Source organism: Micromonospora sp. CA-249363, from assembly GCF_050950185.1.
Classification (GTDB): Bacteria; Actinomycetota; Actinomycetes; order Mycobacteriales; family Micromonosporaceae; genus Micromonospora.
On sequence record NZ_CP192020.1, the window covers coordinates 6,849,579 to 6,863,891 of the forward strand.

At 71.6% G+C, this 14,313-nt stretch carries 13 protein-coding genes; 11 read left to right on the plus strand and 2 right to left on the minus strand.

The features are described 5' to 3' along the window. Positions 1-87 precede the first annotated feature (87 nt). From ACQPZK_RS30865 to ACQPZK_RS30895, 7 genes are all read left to right on the plus strand, one after another. Complete coding sequence (locus ACQPZK_RS30865) at positions 88-765, plus strand: response regulator transcription factor (RefSeq protein ID WP_433536233.1); 678 nt, start codon at positions 88-90, stop codon at positions 763-765. Then, on the plus strand, positions 762-1,835 hold the full coding sequence (locus ACQPZK_RS30870) for a HAMP domain-containing sensor histidine kinase (protein ID WP_433536234.1): 1,074 nt from the start codon (positions 762-764) through the stop codon (positions 1,833-1,835). Before ACQPZK_RS30865 ends, ACQPZK_RS30870 begins: the two co-directional genes overlap by 4 nt. Positions 1,836-2,194: 359 nt before the next feature. Next, a complete protein-coding gene (locus tag ACQPZK_RS30875; protein WP_433536235.1) occupies positions 2,195-3,889 on the plus strand; it encodes a DUF4153 domain-containing protein in 1,695 nt (564 codons plus the stop codon). Positions 3,890-3,933: 44 nt separating this feature from the next. Beyond that, the gene (locus tag ACQPZK_RS30880) at positions 3,934-4,347 is read left to right on the plus strand and encodes a hypothetical protein (protein WP_433536236.1); all 414 of its coding nucleotides are present in this window, start codon (positions 3,934-3,936) and stop codon (positions 4,345-4,347) included. 1 nt (position 4,348) lies between these two features. Next, positions 4,349-5,989, plus strand: a complete 1,641-nt coding sequence (locus ACQPZK_RS30885; RefSeq protein ID WP_433536237.1) for a cation acetate symporter — start codon at positions 4,349-4,351, stop codon at positions 5,987-5,989. 360 nt (positions 5,990-6,349) lie between these two features. Then, positions 6,350-7,114, plus strand: a complete 765-nt coding sequence (locus ACQPZK_RS30890; RefSeq protein WP_433536238.1) for an ABC transporter ATP-binding protein — start codon at positions 6,350-6,352, stop codon at positions 7,112-7,114. Beyond that, positions 7,099-8,811, plus strand: coding sequence for an ABC transporter permease (locus ACQPZK_RS30895; RefSeq protein WP_433536239.1), 1,713 nt, complete (start codon positions 7,099-7,101; stop codon positions 8,809-8,811). Before ACQPZK_RS30890 ends, ACQPZK_RS30895 begins: the two co-directional genes overlap by 16 nt. Here ACQPZK_RS30895 and ACQPZK_RS30900 read toward each other — a convergent pair. Further along, a complete protein-coding gene (locus ACQPZK_RS30900; protein ID WP_363660848.1) occupies positions 8,808-9,008 on the minus strand; it encodes a DUF397 domain-containing protein in 201 nt (66 codons plus the stop codon). The two genes, ACQPZK_RS30895 and ACQPZK_RS30900, sit on opposite strands and share 4 nt — an antisense overlap. Further along, a complete protein-coding gene (locus tag ACQPZK_RS30905; protein WP_433536240.1) occupies positions 9,005-9,790 on the minus strand; it encodes a helix-turn-helix domain-containing protein in 786 nt (261 codons plus the stop codon). Before ACQPZK_RS30905 ends, ACQPZK_RS30900 begins: the two co-directional genes overlap by 4 nt. Before the next feature lie 484 nt (positions 9,791-10,274). On the opposite strand from ACQPZK_RS30905, the gene ACQPZK_RS30910 reads away from it, so the two are divergent. The 4 genes from ACQPZK_RS30910 to ACQPZK_RS30925 all read left to right on the plus strand — a co-directional run bounded on the left by ACQPZK_RS30910 (position 10,275) and on the right by ACQPZK_RS30925 (position 14,296). Continuing rightward, entirely contained in the window at positions 10,275-11,027 is a 753-nt protein-coding gene (locus tag ACQPZK_RS30910) for a flavin reductase family protein (RefSeq protein ID WP_433539371.1), read from the plus strand. Positions 11,028-11,202: 175 nt separating this feature from the next. After that, complete coding sequence (locus ACQPZK_RS30915) at positions 11,203-11,568, plus strand: DUF485 domain-containing protein (protein ID WP_433536241.1); 366 nt, start codon at positions 11,203-11,205, stop codon at positions 11,566-11,568. Next, entirely contained in the window at positions 11,546-13,237 is a 1,692-nt protein-coding gene (locus ACQPZK_RS30920) for a solute symporter family protein (RefSeq protein ID WP_433536242.1), read from the plus strand. Before ACQPZK_RS30915 ends, ACQPZK_RS30920 begins: the two co-directional genes overlap by 23 nt. A gap of 81 nt (positions 13,238-13,318) precedes the next feature. After that, positions 13,319-14,296, plus strand: a complete 978-nt coding sequence (locus tag ACQPZK_RS30925) for an NAD-dependent epimerase/dehydratase family protein (protein WP_433536243.1) — start codon at positions 13,319-13,321, stop codon at positions 14,294-14,296. Positions 14,297-14,313: the final 17 nt, after the last annotated feature.

The window sequence follows — 14,313 nt, forward strand, 5'->3', positions numbered from 1 at the left end:
AGTTATCCACAGGTCCGGCCGGTTCTCCACAGGTTGTTCACAACGCCACCCACTGATCTCCACGGCGGCTCCCTACAGTCAGACCCCATGAAGGAACGCCGCGTCCTGGTCGTCGAGGACGAACGCACCATCGCCGACTCGGTCGCCGCCCGACTCCGCGCCGAGGGTTTCGTCGTGGAGATCGCCACGGACGGCCCCAGCGCGGTCGAGCGGTTCCGGGCCGGACAGCCGGATCTCGTCGTCCTCGACGTGATGCTGCCCGGCTTCGACGGTCTGGAGGTGTGCCGGCGTATCCAGGCCGTCCGGCCGGTTCCGGTGCTGATGCTCACCGCCCGCGACGACGAGACGGATCTGCTCGTCGGGCTCGCCGTCGGCGCGGACGACTACCTCACCAAGCCGTTCTCGATGCGCGAGCTGGCCGCCCGCGTCCACGTGCTGCTGCGCCGCATGGAACGGGCCGCGACCCCCGCGCCACCCGCCATCCGCCTCGGCGACATCGAGATCAACGAAACCGAGCGGCGGGTACGCCGGGCCGGCGCGGAGGTGCACCTCACGCCGACCGAGTTCGACCTCCTGCTGCACCTCGCCGGGCGACCCCGCACGGTGCTTCCCCGGGAGCGACTGCTCGCCGACGTGTGGGGTTGGGCCGACGGCACCGGCACCCGCACGGTGGACAGCCACGTGAAGGCCCTGCGACGCAAGCTCGGCGCCGACCTGATCCGGACCGTCCACGGCGTCGGGTACGCCCTGGAGGTCCCCGCGTGACCGGCCGGCTGGCCGACTGGCTGGACCGGGTGCTGCCCCGCCCCCTCGACCCGGTCCGCTCGATCAAGATGAAGCTCGGCGCGCTGCTGGTCGCCTCCTGGGCGGTGGCCATCGGCTACTTCTGGTACGGCATCGGCTGGCTCCCACCGGGCACGGCGATCACCTCCATCTGCATCGCGCTGGTCACCTCGCAGGTGCTCGCCCACGGGATGACCTCGCCGCTGCGCGAGATGACGGCCGCCGCCGGGGCGATGGCCCGCGGCGACTACACCCGTCGGGTACGCGCCACCTCCCGGGACGAGGTGGGCGAACTGGCCCAGGCGTTCAACAAGATGGCCGAGGACCTGCACGCGGCGGACCAGCGGCGGCGTGAGCTGATCGCCAACGTCTCCCACGAGCTGCGGACGCCGATCACGGCGTTGCAGGGCGTGCTGGAGAACATGGTGGACGGGGTGGCCGAACCGGAGCCGGCGGCCCTGCGCGCGGCGCTGTCCCAGACCGAGCGGCTCGGGCATCTCGTCGCCGACCTGCTCGACCTGTCCCGTCTCGACGCCGGGGTGGTGCCGCTGCGCCGGGTCACCATCGACGTGGGGGACTTCCTCGACGAGGCGGTGGAGCACGCCACCGCCAGCGCGGCCGGCGCGGGCCTCGACGTGGACTTCCGGCTGCACGAGTTGGCGACACCGTTGACCGTGCGCGCCGACCCGTGGCGGTTGCACCAGGTGTTCGCCAACCTGCTCGACAACGCGGCGCGCCACAGCCCACCGGGCGGCACCGTACGGGTGAGCGCGGAGGAGCACGCCGGCCAGCTCCACTTCGAGGTCAGCGACGAAGGGCAGGGCATCCCGACGGCCGAGCGGTCCCGGGTGTTCGAACGATTCACGCGTGGCGACCGCGCCGCCGGTGGTGGAACCGGCCTCGGCCTGGCCATCGCCCGCTGGGTCGTCGAACTCCACGGCGGTCGGATCGCGGTCCTCGACCCGGTCGGCGCCACCAAGGGCGTCCGTCCGGGCTGCCGCATCCAGGTCACCATCCCGAACAACGGACCACACCGAGGAGAGGTCGCATGACCACCCCTGGCAGCACTCCGCCTCCGACCAGCGGTCCGGCGACGCCGGTCGCCGATCCAGCGGCGCGGCCGACAGCCAGCCCGTCGGCACCGCCGACCAGTGGCCCAGCCGTACCGCCGCCTGGTGGCCCAGCGGCACCGCCACCTGGCGGCCCAGCGGCACCGCCACCTGGCGGCCCAGCGGTAACGGCCATGGGCCCTGCGGGACGGCCGATCCCGGCCTGGCCGCAGCCGATGGCGGCCGTGCCCCGGCCACCGTCGCTGATCGAGCGGCGTTGGCCAGGGCCATCGGGTGCCGCGCGCCCGCTCGTCCTGGCGGTCCTGACGGCGGCTGCCGTCCTCGGCGCGTCGACTCTCACGATGGTTCGTCCCGGACTCGGTTGGCTGGTGGCCGTGCTGGCCGGTACCGCCGCGCTCACCGTCGCCGCCGCCGTTCGGGCCAGACCGTCGACCACCGCACCCGCGTCGGCGACGGCCACGCCACCCACCCCGCCGTCTCCGGCGTCTCCGGCGACCCAGCCCGTCGCAACCGGCCAGCCCAGCCCGACCACCCCGACAGCCCAGGTCACGTCGGCCACGTCGGCCGGTCAGGCCTCCCCGGCCACACCGGCGGCCCGGGTCACCCCGGCCACTCCGACCGCAGCGGCCGGCCGGGCCGCTTCGGCGACGCCGGCAGCCCAGATCACGCCGACCAACCCGACCACGCCGCCCAGCCAGACCGGCCCGGCAGCCCAGGCCACCCTGGCGGCCGCCGCCCGTCCCGATGCCACGGGGGCATCGGGGCGGGCGGCGCAGGTCGTCTGGGCTGCCGCGACCGTCGCGTTGGTGGGCGTGGGCACGGTCCGGGCGGCCGGTTGGCTCTTCGCGCTCTGCCTGCTCGCCGCCGTGGTGACCGGGACGCTCGCGGTGACCGGCGGGCGGAGCCCGCTCGGGATGCTGCTGGCCGCGACCCTGCCGCCGGCCGCGGCGGTACGGGCGCTTCCCTGGGCGGTACGCGGGCTGCGCGACACCCGACCGGCCAATTCGGGGATCGCCGTCGGACGGGTCCTGACCAGCGTGGCGATCTCCGCCGGCCTGCTGATGCTGTTCGGGTTGCTCTTCTCCTCGGCAGACGCGGTCTTCGCCGACCTGGTCAGCGGCTTGTTGCCCGACATCTCGGTGCCCGGCACGATCGGGTGGACGTTCCGTCTGCTGCTGATCGGCGGTGCTCTGCTGGCGGCCGCGTACCTGGTCAGTCGCCCGCCCGACCTCGACGGGCTGCGGCCCGGGCCGGGCCGACCGGCGCACCGGCTGGAGTGGACGGTGCCGCTGGTGCTGCTCGACGCCCTGTTCGCGGCGTTCGTACTGGTCCAGTTGACGGTGCTGTTCGGCGGCTCGGGGCACGTGCTGCGTACGGCGGGGTTGACCTACGCGCAGTACGCGCGCAGTGGCTTCTGGCAACTGCTCGCCGTCACCGGCCTCACCCTGCTGGTGATCGCCGTCGCCGCCCGCCGGGCACCGAAGGCGACACGCGCGGACCGGCTGCTGGTCCGCACGCTGCTCGGGGCGCTCACCGCCCTCAGCCTGGTGATCGTCGCCTCGGCGCTCTACCGGATGCAGGTCTACGCCGACGCGTACGGCGCCACCCGCCTGCGGCTCGTCGTGGCGACCGTCGAACTGTGGCTCGGGCTGGTGTTCGTGCTGGTCGGTGTGGCGGTGGTACGGCTGCGCGCCACCTGGCTGCCCCGCCTGGTGATCGGCACGGCGGTGCTGGCGCTGCTCGGGTTGGCTCTGGTCAACCCCGACCGGCTGATCGCCGACCGGAACGTCGACAGGTACCTGGAGACCGGCCGGTTGGACGTCGACTACGTGTCCGGTCTGTCGGCGGACGCCGTACCCGCCCTGGCCCGGCTGCCCGAGCCGGTGCGGATCTGCGCTCTGTCCCGGCTCGCCGTCGAACTGCCCCGGGACGGCCTCTGGGCGACGAACCTCGGACGGGAGCGCGCCCGCCCCGAGCTGGACCGGATCCCGGTGATCGGCCCAGCGTCGCACTGCCTCGTCCCGCGCGACTGGTGAGCGTCGGCGCTTGACAATCCGGCGAGGCGGGCAAGACTGCCGGGGTGGCCAAGCAACTCCCTGACGTGGGGTCGGGCGGTGCGGTCCCGCCGCCTCGGCGGGAACGGATCGTGTTGGCCGACATCACCAGGCGGGACACGCGCTCCGAGCGGACCCGCGCCGAGCTGGCCCAGCAGACGCAGGTCGGCGAGGCGCTGGTCCGTGGCCTGGTCCGGGCCCAGCTCGCGCTGGCGTTGCGGTTGTCGCTGGTGGTCGTCATCGGGCTGGGCGGGTTGCCGTGGCTGTTCGCCATCGCGCCGTCGCTCGGCCGGACCACCGTGGCCGGCGTCAACCTGCCGTGGCTGCTGCTCGGGGTGGCGTCGTTCCCGTTCCTGATCGCGGTGGGTTGGGCGTACGTGCGGCTGGCCGAGCGCAACGAGCAGGACTTCACCGACCTGGTGCAGCGGCCGGAGCACTGACGTGGGGAACGACTACGTGGTCCCGGCCATCGTCGCGGTCACCCTGGTCACCGTCGGCATCGGCTTCTACGGGCTGCGGCTGGCCCGGACCACGTCCGACTTCCTGGTCGCCTCGCGAGCGATCAGTCCGACCTGGAACGCCGCCGCCATCGGTGGGGAGTACCTGTCGGCCGCGAGCTTCCTCGGCATCGCCGGCCTGGTCCTCAAGTACGGCGTGGACGTGCTCTGGTACCCGGTCGGGTTCGCCGCCGGCTACCTGGCCCTGCTGCTGTTCGTGGCCGCGCCGCTGCGCCGCTCCGGCGCGTTCACGCTGCCCGACTTCTGCGAGCTGCGGCTGGGGTCCCGCCGCCTGCGCATCCTCGCCACCGCCTTCGTGATCTTCATCGGCTGGCTCTACCTGGTGCCGCAGTTGCAGGGCGCCGGGCTCACGCTGGCGACGGTGGCCGGCTCCCCGTACCCCGTGGGTGCTCTTCTGGTCGCGGCCGTGGTCACCGCGAACGTGGCGCTCGGCGGGATGCGCGCCATCACCTTCGTCCAGGCGTTCCAGTACTGGCTCAAGCTGACGGCTCTCGCCGTACCCGTGATCTTCCTGGCGCTGCAGTGGCAGGCCGATGGCCGCCCGGCGGTGACGCCGCCGGACGGACCGACGTTCCGGGCCGCAACCACCGTCGTGGTCGAGCACCGCGCGACCCTCACCCTGGCCGACGGTGACATTCGTGAGGTACGCCCCGGAGACGAACTGACCTTCGCCGCCGGCGACCCGGTGCCGCAGGTGTCCGGAGTGGCCACCGACGCGGCGGACTGGTTGCTGCCCAGCGCCGCGGGTGCCGACGACCGCAGCCTGTTCGGCACGTACTCGCTGATCCTGGCCACCTTCCTCGGGACCATGGGCCTGCCGCACGTCCTGGTCCGCTTCTACACCAATCCCGACGGCGCCGCGGCACGCCGGACGACGCTCGTGGTGCTGGCCCTGGTCGGCGTCTTCTACCTGCTACCCACCCTGTACGGGGTGCTGGGCCGGATCTACACACCGCAACTGCTCGTCAGCGGGCAGACCGACGCGGTGGTGGTCCTGCTGCCCGGCGCGGTCCTCGGTGACGGGCTGGCCGGGCGGCTGCTCGCCGCGCTGGTCTCGGCGGGAGCGTTCGCCGCCTTCCTCTCCACCTCGTCGGGCCTGCTGACCAGCGTCGCCGGGGTGATCTCGACGGACGTGCTCGGCCGCGGCTCGGTACGCGGTTTCCGCTGGGCGACCGTCATCGCCGGGGGCGTACCGGCGGTGCTGGCCCTGCACGTCTCCGGCCTGGACGTCTCACAGGTGGTCGGGTTGGCCTTCGCCGTCGCCGCGTCGAGCTTCTGCCCGCTGCTGGTGCTGGGCATCTGGTGGCGCGGACTGACCGACCTGGGCGCGGCCGCCGGTGTGCTGGCCGGCGGCGGGGCGGCGATCGGCGCGGTGCTGATCACGGTCCTCGGCCCGCCGCTGTCCGGCTGGCCCGCCACCCTCACCGCGCAGCCGGCCGCCTGGACGGTGCCGCTGGCGTTCACCGTGATGGTCGCGGTGTCGATGGCGACCCGCCGCCGAGCACCAGCCGACGTAGCCGCCACCATGCTCCGCCTACACACCCCCGAAGCCCTCAGGCTGTAGAGCAAGGGCCGCACCCCGCACCCCGCACCCCGCACCCCACGCCCCACACCCCCGCGCCCCGCGCCCCGCACCCCCCACGCCCGCGCCCCGCGCCCCGCGATCTTGCACTTTCTGTGGCGACAAAACGCTACGTTCTTCGCAATGCGGCGACAGAAAGTGCAAGATCGGCGCGGCGAGCGCTTGATCCACTCGGGATCCCTGAAGTTGGGGTGTCTGGGCGGCCGGGATACCGCTGTATCGCGGAACACGAGTGGATCAAGCTGGGTAGTGGCTCAAGCCGGGCGGCTACGTCTCGGGGATGATCGCGTGTCCGCCTGGTGCCGGACGGCGGATCTGGCGGTCGGCGGATAACGTCGGGCCATGACTGGTGAGCATCCCGCGCTCGTGCTGCGTGGTCTGGCCAAGCGGTTCGACGGAACGGTCGCGGTCGCCGGTGTCGACCTGGACGTACCGGCCGGGTCCTTCTACGGCCTGCTCGGCCCGAACGGCGCCGGCAAGACCACCACCCTGTCGATGGCGGTCGGCCTGTTACGGCCGGACGCCGGCTCGGCGTGGGTGCTCGGTCAGGACGTGTGGCGCGATCCGGTCGCGGCCAAGCAACTGCTCGGCGTGATGCCCGACGGGGTACGGCTGTTCGACCGGCTCAGCGGCGCGGAACTGCTGGCGTACCACGGGCTGCTGCGGGGGATGGACCCGGCGGTGGTCGACCAGCGGGCCGCGGAGCTGCTGGACGTGCTGGCGCTCGGCGACGCCGGCCGGACGCTGGTGGTGGACTACTCGGCGGGCATGAAGAAGAAGATCGGCCTGGCCTGCGCGTTGCTGCACGGCCCCCGGGTGCTGGTGCTGGACGAGCCCTTCGAGGCGGTCGACCCGGTGTCGGCGGCGCTGATCCGCGACATTCTGACCCGGTACGCGGCCGGGGGCGGCACCGTGGTCTTCTCCAGTCACGTGATGGAGGTCGTCGAGCGGTTGTGCTCGCACGTGGCGATCCTGGCCCAGGGCACCATCAAGCGGGTCGGCACGATCGCGGACGTTCGGGGTGACCGGTCTCTGGAACAGGTCTTCGTCGAGGTGGTCGGCGGACGTACCGCGACCGGTGACGAGTTGTCATGGCTGTCTCGGTGAACCCGGCCACCGCGGCCACCGCGCCCGCCGCCCCGGCGCGCAGGGTCTCCGCGCGGCACTTCGTACGGCTCAAGCTGCGGGTGATGGGCAACAACTTCCGGGGTCAGGGCTGGCGGATCGCGATGTTCGTGGGCGGGGCGCTGGTCGGCCTGTGGTTCGCGGCGAGTGGCTTCTTCCTGTTCGCCGCGCCGGGCATGACGGGCAACGGCCAGTACGCGGTGCTGGTCGCGGCCGCCGGCGGAGGCCTGCTGGTGCTGGGTTGGCTGCTGCTGCCGCTCGTCTTCTTCGGGGTGGACGAAACACTGGACCCGGCCCGGTTCGCGCTGCTGCCGCTGCCGCGCCGCACTCTTGTCGTCGGCCTGTTCAGCGCCGCGCTGGTCAGCGTCCCGGTACTGGCGGCGTCGATCGCCTCGCTGGGGCTGGTGCTGACCGCCTGGGCGCTGGGCGGCTGGTCCGCCGGTGTCGTGGCCGTGCTCGGCGTACTCGCCGGGTTGTTGCTCTGTGTGGCCGCGAGCCGCGCGGTGACCAGCGCCTTCGCCAGCATGCTGCGGTCTCGTCGGGTACGCGACCTGGCCGCCGTGCTGCTGGCGGTGACCGCCGCGCTGCTCGGCCCGTTGCAGGTCTTCGGCCTGGCCGCGCTCCGTGAGGCGGACTGGAGCCGCCTGACCGGTGTCGCCTCGGTGCTGGGATGGACACCGTTCGGTGCCCCCTGGACCGCCGGCATCGACGTGGCGCAGGGACGGGTGTGGGCCGCCCCGCTCAAGCTGCTGATCACGGTGGCGGCGATCGGCGCCCTGCTGGCGTGGTGGTCGCGGTCGCTGGAGTCGGCGATGGTGGGCTCGGCGACCGCCGGCCCGGCACCGGCCCGACGCGGCCTCGACGGCGGCGGCGCGGTCGCCCAGCTCTTCCCCCGGGCCGCCACCTGGGCGCCACGGGACCGGTTCGGCGCGCTCGTCGCGCGGGATGCCCGCTACTGGTGGCGGGACGCTCGCCGCCGCGCCAACCTGATCACCATCGCGGTGGTCGGCATCTTCGTGCCCGTCCTGGTCAACGTCATGGGCGGGGACTTCGCGTCGCAGGACGGAGGGTTCACGGCGGCGGTCGGCGACAGCTCACCGGTCGTGGTCACCATCTCCCTGCTCTTCGTCGGCGTACTCGCCTCGGTCACCCTCGCCAACCAGTTCGGCTTCGACGGCAGCGCCTACGCCGCGAACGTCGTGGCCGGCGTCCCAGGTCGCGTCGAGCTGCGCGCGCGGATGACCGCCTTCTCGCTGTACGTCCTGCCGATGCTGGCGATCATCGCGGTGGTGCTGTCGGCGCTGCTCAGCCGACCGGAGTGGATCGGGCTGATGGTGGGCGCTCTGCTCGCCACCTACGGTGCGGGACTGGCGGTGAACAGTTTCGTCTCGGTGCTCGGGGCGTACTCGCTGCCGGAGACGAGCAACCCGTTCGGGATGAACAGCGGCGCGGGCATGGCGAAGGGACTGCTCACCCTGCTGGCCATGGTCGCCACGACCGCCATCGGGGTGCCGATGGTGGTGGCCGCCGCGCTGCTCGGCGACGCCTGGCTCTGGCTGGCCCTCCCGCTCGGCACGGCGTACGGGCTGGGTGCGGCACTGCTCGGCGCGTATCTGGCCGGTGACGTGCTGGACCGGCGTCAGCCGGAACTGCTGGCCACCGTCACGCCACGCCGCTAGGCGGCCGGGCCGCGAGACGCGTGGGCGGCGAGGAACCCGGTCCAGGCCGACGGGCTGAACGTGAGCACCGGGCCGGACCGATCCTTGCTGTCCCGCACCAACACGACACCCGGCAGATTGTCCGCCACCTCGACGCACGCGCCACCTGTGTCGCCGGACCTGGTCGACGTTCGCCAACGCGGATGAGCAAGGGTCATGGCGTCACCTTCAGCTTCCGGATCAGATCCAGCGAAGCGCTCGTGGGCAGCGCTTCGCCGAGCAGGCTATCCCATTTCCGACCTATCAGACGCACGACGTCCGGGTCGTCGATGACGTGTCCTCGGGCGACGTCTTCCACGTAGGTCACCCGCTCTCCGTCCGGCAGTTCGGCGAGCAGGAAGCCACCGGTCAACCCGACATGAGCGCCGATGTCGAGCGAGACGATGTGCAATCTGACGCTCGGCGTGGTGGCGAGTTCCATCAGTCGGCCAAGCTGCGCGTCGAGCACTTCCGGCCCGCCTACCGGACGTCGCAGAGCAGCCTCGTCCAGGACGAACACACACTGGGGTGGCTCGGCACGCTGCCACAGCCGCTGCCGATCGAGCCGAACCCCGACCAGCTCGTCCACCACATCGGCAGGGTTCAGGCCCCCGGCGGAAATCACCGCTCGGGCGTAGTCCTCGGTTTGCAGCAGGCCAGGAATCAGGCAGGGCTCGAATTCGCAGAGGCGAATCGCATGCTCCTCGTGGTGACGCCAGGGGACGAACCATGTCGGTAGCCGCTGACGATCGGCAGCCGACAGGAGTTCGGCGAGGAGGCCGCCGGTGGCCAGGGCCTCGTCGGCGGCCACCGCGAATTCCATCGTCGGTCGGCGGCGGCCGGTCTCGATGGCGGCCACCGTGGACGGACTCCACCTGATCAGGGTCGCCAGAGCCTCCTGGGACACGTCGGCACCGGCTCGGGCGGCCTTCAACGCCCGTATCCACATCTCGATGTTCATCCTTACCTCTCCGGTAAGTACGTGACTGCAGTGCGTAGTAAGCCCTGGAATCCTCCCGTGTCCACGCCGCGCCGTCCAGGGTGGAGAGCGCGCGGCCCGGCCGGTGGAGGCGACGACCCGGCGGTCGGTTCTGCGTCGGGGCCGTCCCGGTCACTCCCCCGGTCGGGGCGGCCCCTTCATCGACTGGGAGGAGGTCAGCCGTGCTCAGGTGCAATCCTGGTCGGGGCGGGGCGCGGTGGTCGTACTCGATGAGGAACGTGGCGGCGACGGCCGTGCCGGGCGCGATCGAGCCGGCACGCGGCGGCGCGGGTCTGTCGCGCCGGGGACGAACCACCCTGATGAGCGTGATGCCGGTCAGTCATCTTGATGCCGCACAGGCATCACGCTCATCAGGGTGCGGCCTCCCGGCGGCCGGGACGCAACGCGGCGCGGCAGGCCCGACGCAGCCCGCCGGGGCTGCACGGTGAGTCGGCCGCACCTGCCGATGCGACCGCTGTGGCGGTGTCGGGGCTGCGGCGCGCACTGGCCCTGCCAGCCGGCGCGGCTCGCGTTGCTGGCCGAGTACCGGGAGGACCGCACGGCGCTGCTGTTCTACCTGGGCACCCTGATGGCGGAGGCGGGCGACCAACTCGCCCGGCTGAACGGGCGACCCGCCGACCTGCACGCGCGCTTCCTGGGTTGGGCGCGGGAGCGGGGCGGCACAATGTTTCACGTGAATCATGAGCCGGGCGCCGAGATCCACCACACCGACCCGTTCGCGGTGCCGACCGGGCAACGGTCACCGGCCCGCCGGCTGCGAGGTCGGCTCGCCGCGCCGGTCACCCTCTGGACGGCGCCCGGCCCGGCGGGCCTGACGGTGTCGTCGACAGTGGTCGCGGAGGGGGAGCCGGACCGGCTGCTCGGGCTGATCGACCCGGAGTCCGACCTCTGGGCGGCCGTCGAGGAGGCCGGCCGGTTCGCGGTGGCACCGCTCGGCCCGCCACACCGGCAGCTCGCCGACCGCTTCGCCGGCCTCTTTCCCGCGCCCGGAGGACTCTTCGCCACTGGGTCGTGGACCGACACGCCCTACGGGCCGGTGCCGTCCGACGCCGGCGGCTGGGCGGGGTGCCGGCTGGACACCGCCCGGGAGTACGGCTGGGGCCTGCTCGTGGAGGCCACCATCGAGGCCGTCGACCTGACCGGGGACACCAGCCCGCTGCTGCACTACCGGGGGCGGTACCACGAGTTGCCGGGCTGATCAGGGGCTCCGGGAGCGCGACCGGTCACCGGAGTGACGTGGGTCACTCGGCGCACCCAGCCAACCGCTCGGCGCAGTCGGCGACCGGCGTCGATCTCGACCTTCCCCGTCGGGGAGCGTGCCTCCTACGGTGCGCGCAACTACCCCCGACGCCTGTGAAGGTGGTGATCCACAGATGTCCACGGACACACCCGCGCCGACCGCTCCCCAGCCGGACAAGTACCTGGCCGTACAACAGTCAGACGAGTTCGCCGGGTTGCGGCGCGCGTTGCGCGGCTTCGTCTTCCCGATGACCGTCGCGTTCTTCCTGTGGTATGCGCTCTACGTCATTCTCTCCGCGTACGCCCGGGACTTCATGGGCACGAAGCTGTTCGGCAGCAACATCAACGTTGCCCTGGTCTTCGGCCTGCTCCAGTTCGTCTCGACGTTCCTGATCGCCTGGCTCTACTCCCGGTACGCCGACCGCAAGATCGACCCGGTCGCCGACCGTATCCGTGCCGAGATCGGGGAGGTGACCCATGACGACGGTCCACGCGGCTGACCTGATCCTCGCGGCCGACGCGACGAACCACACGGCCCGCAACCTGACCATCACGCTGTTCCTGGTGTTCGTGGCGGTGACGCTGGGCATCACCATCTGGGCCAGCCGGCAGACCAAGACGGCCACCGACTTCTACGCCGGCGGCCGATCCTTCTCCGGTTTCCAGAACGGCATGGCGATCGGCGGCGACTACATGTCGGCCGCCTCGTTCCTGGGCATCGCCGGCATCATCGCGCTCTACGGCTACGACGGCTTCCTCTACTCGATCGGCTTCCTGGTCGCCTGGCTGGTGGCCCTCCTGCTGGTCGCCGAACTGCTGCGCAACTCCGGCCGGTACACGATGGCCGACGTGCTGGCGTTCCGGATGCGGCAGCGTCCGGTGCGTACGGCGGCCGCCGTCTCCACCATCACCGTGTCGATCTTCTACCTGCTCGCCCAGATGGTCGGCGCCGGCGCGCTCGTCGCGCTGCTGCTCGGCATCAAGCCCGGGACGACCTTCCTCGGCATGGATGCCGCCACGGCCAAGGTGGCGACCATCATCATGGTCGGCGCCCTGATGATCATCTACGTGACCGTGGGTGGCATGAAGGGCACCACGTACGTGCAGATCGTCAAGGCGTTCCTGCTCATGAGCGGCGCGCTGCTGATGACCGTGCTGGTGCTGGCGAAGTACAACTTCAACCTGTCCGAACTGCTCGGCGCCGCCGCGTCCGCGTCCGGCAAGGGCGACAAACTCCTGGAACCGGGCCTGCGGTACGGGGTGGAGGTCGCCGGGAACGCCACGCAGACGTTCTACAACAAGATGGACCTGCTCTCGCTCGGCATCGCGCTGGTGCTCGGCACGGCCGGTCTGCCGCACATCCTGATCCGCTTCTACACCGTGCCGACCGCCAAGGCGGCCCGTAAGAGCGTGCTCTGGGCCATCGGCATCATCGGCACCTTCTACCTGCTCACCCTGGCCCTCGGCTTCGGCGCGGCGGCGATGGTGGGCGGTGAGGCGATCACCGCACAGGACAAGGCCGGCAACACGGCCGCACCGCAGTTGGCCGAGGCGCTCGGCCTGGAGTTCTTCGGCGGTGAACTGGGTGGCGCGGCCCTGCTGGCGATCATCGCGGCGGTCGCCTTCGCCACCATCCTGGCCGTGGTGGCCGGGTTGACCCTGGCCTCCTCGTCCAGCCTCGCCCACGACTTCTACGCCAACGTCCTGAAGAAGGGCGAGACGTCCGAGCGCCAGGAGGTACGGGTCGCCCGGATCTCCGCCCTGGTGATCGGCGCGATCTCCATTCTTCTGTCGATCTACGCGCAGAATCTCAACGTGGCGTTCCTCGTGGCGCTGGCCTTCGCGGTCGCCGCCTCGGGCAACCTGCCGGCGATCCTCTACAGCCTGTTCTGGAAGCGGTTCAACACCTCCGGAGCGGTGTGGGCGATCTACGGCGGCCTGCTCTCGGCCGTGGTGCTGGTGTTCTTCTCACCGGTCGTGTCGGGCGCGGCGACGTCGATGTTCCCGGACCACGACTGGCAGTGGTTCCCGCTGTCCAACCCGGGCATCCTGTCCATTCCGTTCGGGTTCCTCTGCGGGTTCGTCGGCACGCTCATCTCCAAGGAGCACGACGAGGACAAGTACGCCGAGCTGGAGGTCCGCTCCCTCACCGGGGCGGGCGCCCACTGACGCGCTGACTGTCAGGAAGGGCCCCCTGCCAAGGCCAGGCGTTGGCAGGGGGCCCTTCCTTCAGTCGGTAGGCTGACCGGCATGAAGGTTGCTGAGCGATTCGGTTCCGGTCACCGCGTTCTCGTCACCGGCGGCGCCGGCTTCGTACCGTCGCACCTGGTCGACTCCCTGATCGCCCGGGGATGCACGGTGGTGGCCCTGGACAACTTCGTCACCGGCTCCAAGGAGAACGTCGCCCACCTGCTGGACCGGCCAACCTTCACCCTGGTCGAGGCGGACATCTCCGACGGTCTGCCGACGCACCACCCCGCGCTGGCCGAGCGCTTCGACGCGATCCTGCACATGGCCTCCCCGGCCAGCCCCACCGACTTCGCCCAGCTACCGGTGGAGATCCTCCGGGTCGGCTCGGTGGGCACCCTGCACCTGCTGGACCGCGCGGTCGCCGACGGCGCCCGGTTCCTGATGGCCTCCACCTCCGAGGCGTACGGGGACCCGAAGGAGCACCCGCAGCGCGAGACCTACTGGGGCAACGTCAACCCCATCGGCGTCCGCAGCGTCTACGACGAGGCGAAGCGCTTCTCCGAGGCGGCCACCATGGCGTACCACCGGTACCGGGGGCTGGACGCCGCGATCGTGCGGATCTTCAACACGTACGGCCCGCGGATGCGCCCGGACGATGGCCGCGCCATCCCGACCTTCATCTCCCAGGCGCTGCGCGACGAGTCGATCACCGTGCACGGCACCGGCAATCAGACCCGGTCGATCTGCTTCGTCGAGGATCTGGTGCGGGGCATCCTGCTGCTGCTCGACTCGACCGAGACCGGCCCGGTCAACTGCGGCACCGAGCACGAGATGTCCATGCGTCAACTCGCCGAGTTGATCGTGTCGCTCTCCGACAGCAGCTCGCAGGTGACGTACATCACGCGCAGCGCCGACGACCCGGAGATGCGCCGCCCGGACCTGACTCTCGCCCGTGAACTGCTCGGATACGAGCCGACCGTGACGCCCGAAGACGGCCTGCGACGCACGATCGAGTATTTCCGGGCGCGGCTAGGGTAACCGCCTCGTGGCGGACC

Coding starts and splice junctions, on each gene's coding strand:
- ACQPZK_RS30865 (WP_433536233.1), top strand. CDS start 88: ATGAAGGAACGCCGCGTCCTGGTCGTCGAGGACGAACGCACCATCGCC.
- ACQPZK_RS30875 (WP_433536235.1), top strand. CDS start 2,195: ATGGTTCGTCCCGGACTCGGTTGGCTGGTGGCCGTGCTGGCCGGTACC.
- ACQPZK_RS30890 (WP_433536238.1), top strand. CDS start 6,350: ATGACTGGTGAGCATCCCGCGCTCGTGCTGCGTGGTCTGGCCAAGCGG.
- ACQPZK_RS30895 (WP_433536239.1), top strand. CDS start 7,099: ATGGCTGTCTCGGTGAACCCGGCCACCGCGGCCACCGCGCCCGCCGCC.
- ACQPZK_RS30900 (WP_363660848.1), bottom strand. CDS start 9,008: ATGACCCTTGCTCATCCGCGTTGGCGAACGTCGACCAGGTCCGGCGAC.
- ACQPZK_RS30905 (WP_433536240.1), bottom strand. CDS start 9,790: ATGAACATCGAGATGTGGATACGGGCGTTGAAGGCCGCCCGAGCCGGT.
- ACQPZK_RS30910 (WP_433539371.1), top strand. CDS start 10,275: ATGCGACCGCTGTGGCGGTGTCGGGGCTGCGGCGCGCACTGGCCCTGC.
- ACQPZK_RS30915 (WP_433536241.1), top strand. CDS start 11,203: ATGTCCACGGACACACCCGCGCCGACCGCTCCCCAGCCGGACAAGTAC.
- ACQPZK_RS30920 (WP_433536242.1), top strand. CDS start 11,546: ATGACGACGGTCCACGCGGCTGACCTGATCCTCGCGGCCGACGCGACG.
- ACQPZK_RS30925 (WP_433536243.1), top strand. CDS start 13,319: ATGAAGGTTGCTGAGCGATTCGGTTCCGGTCACCGCGTTCTCGTCACC.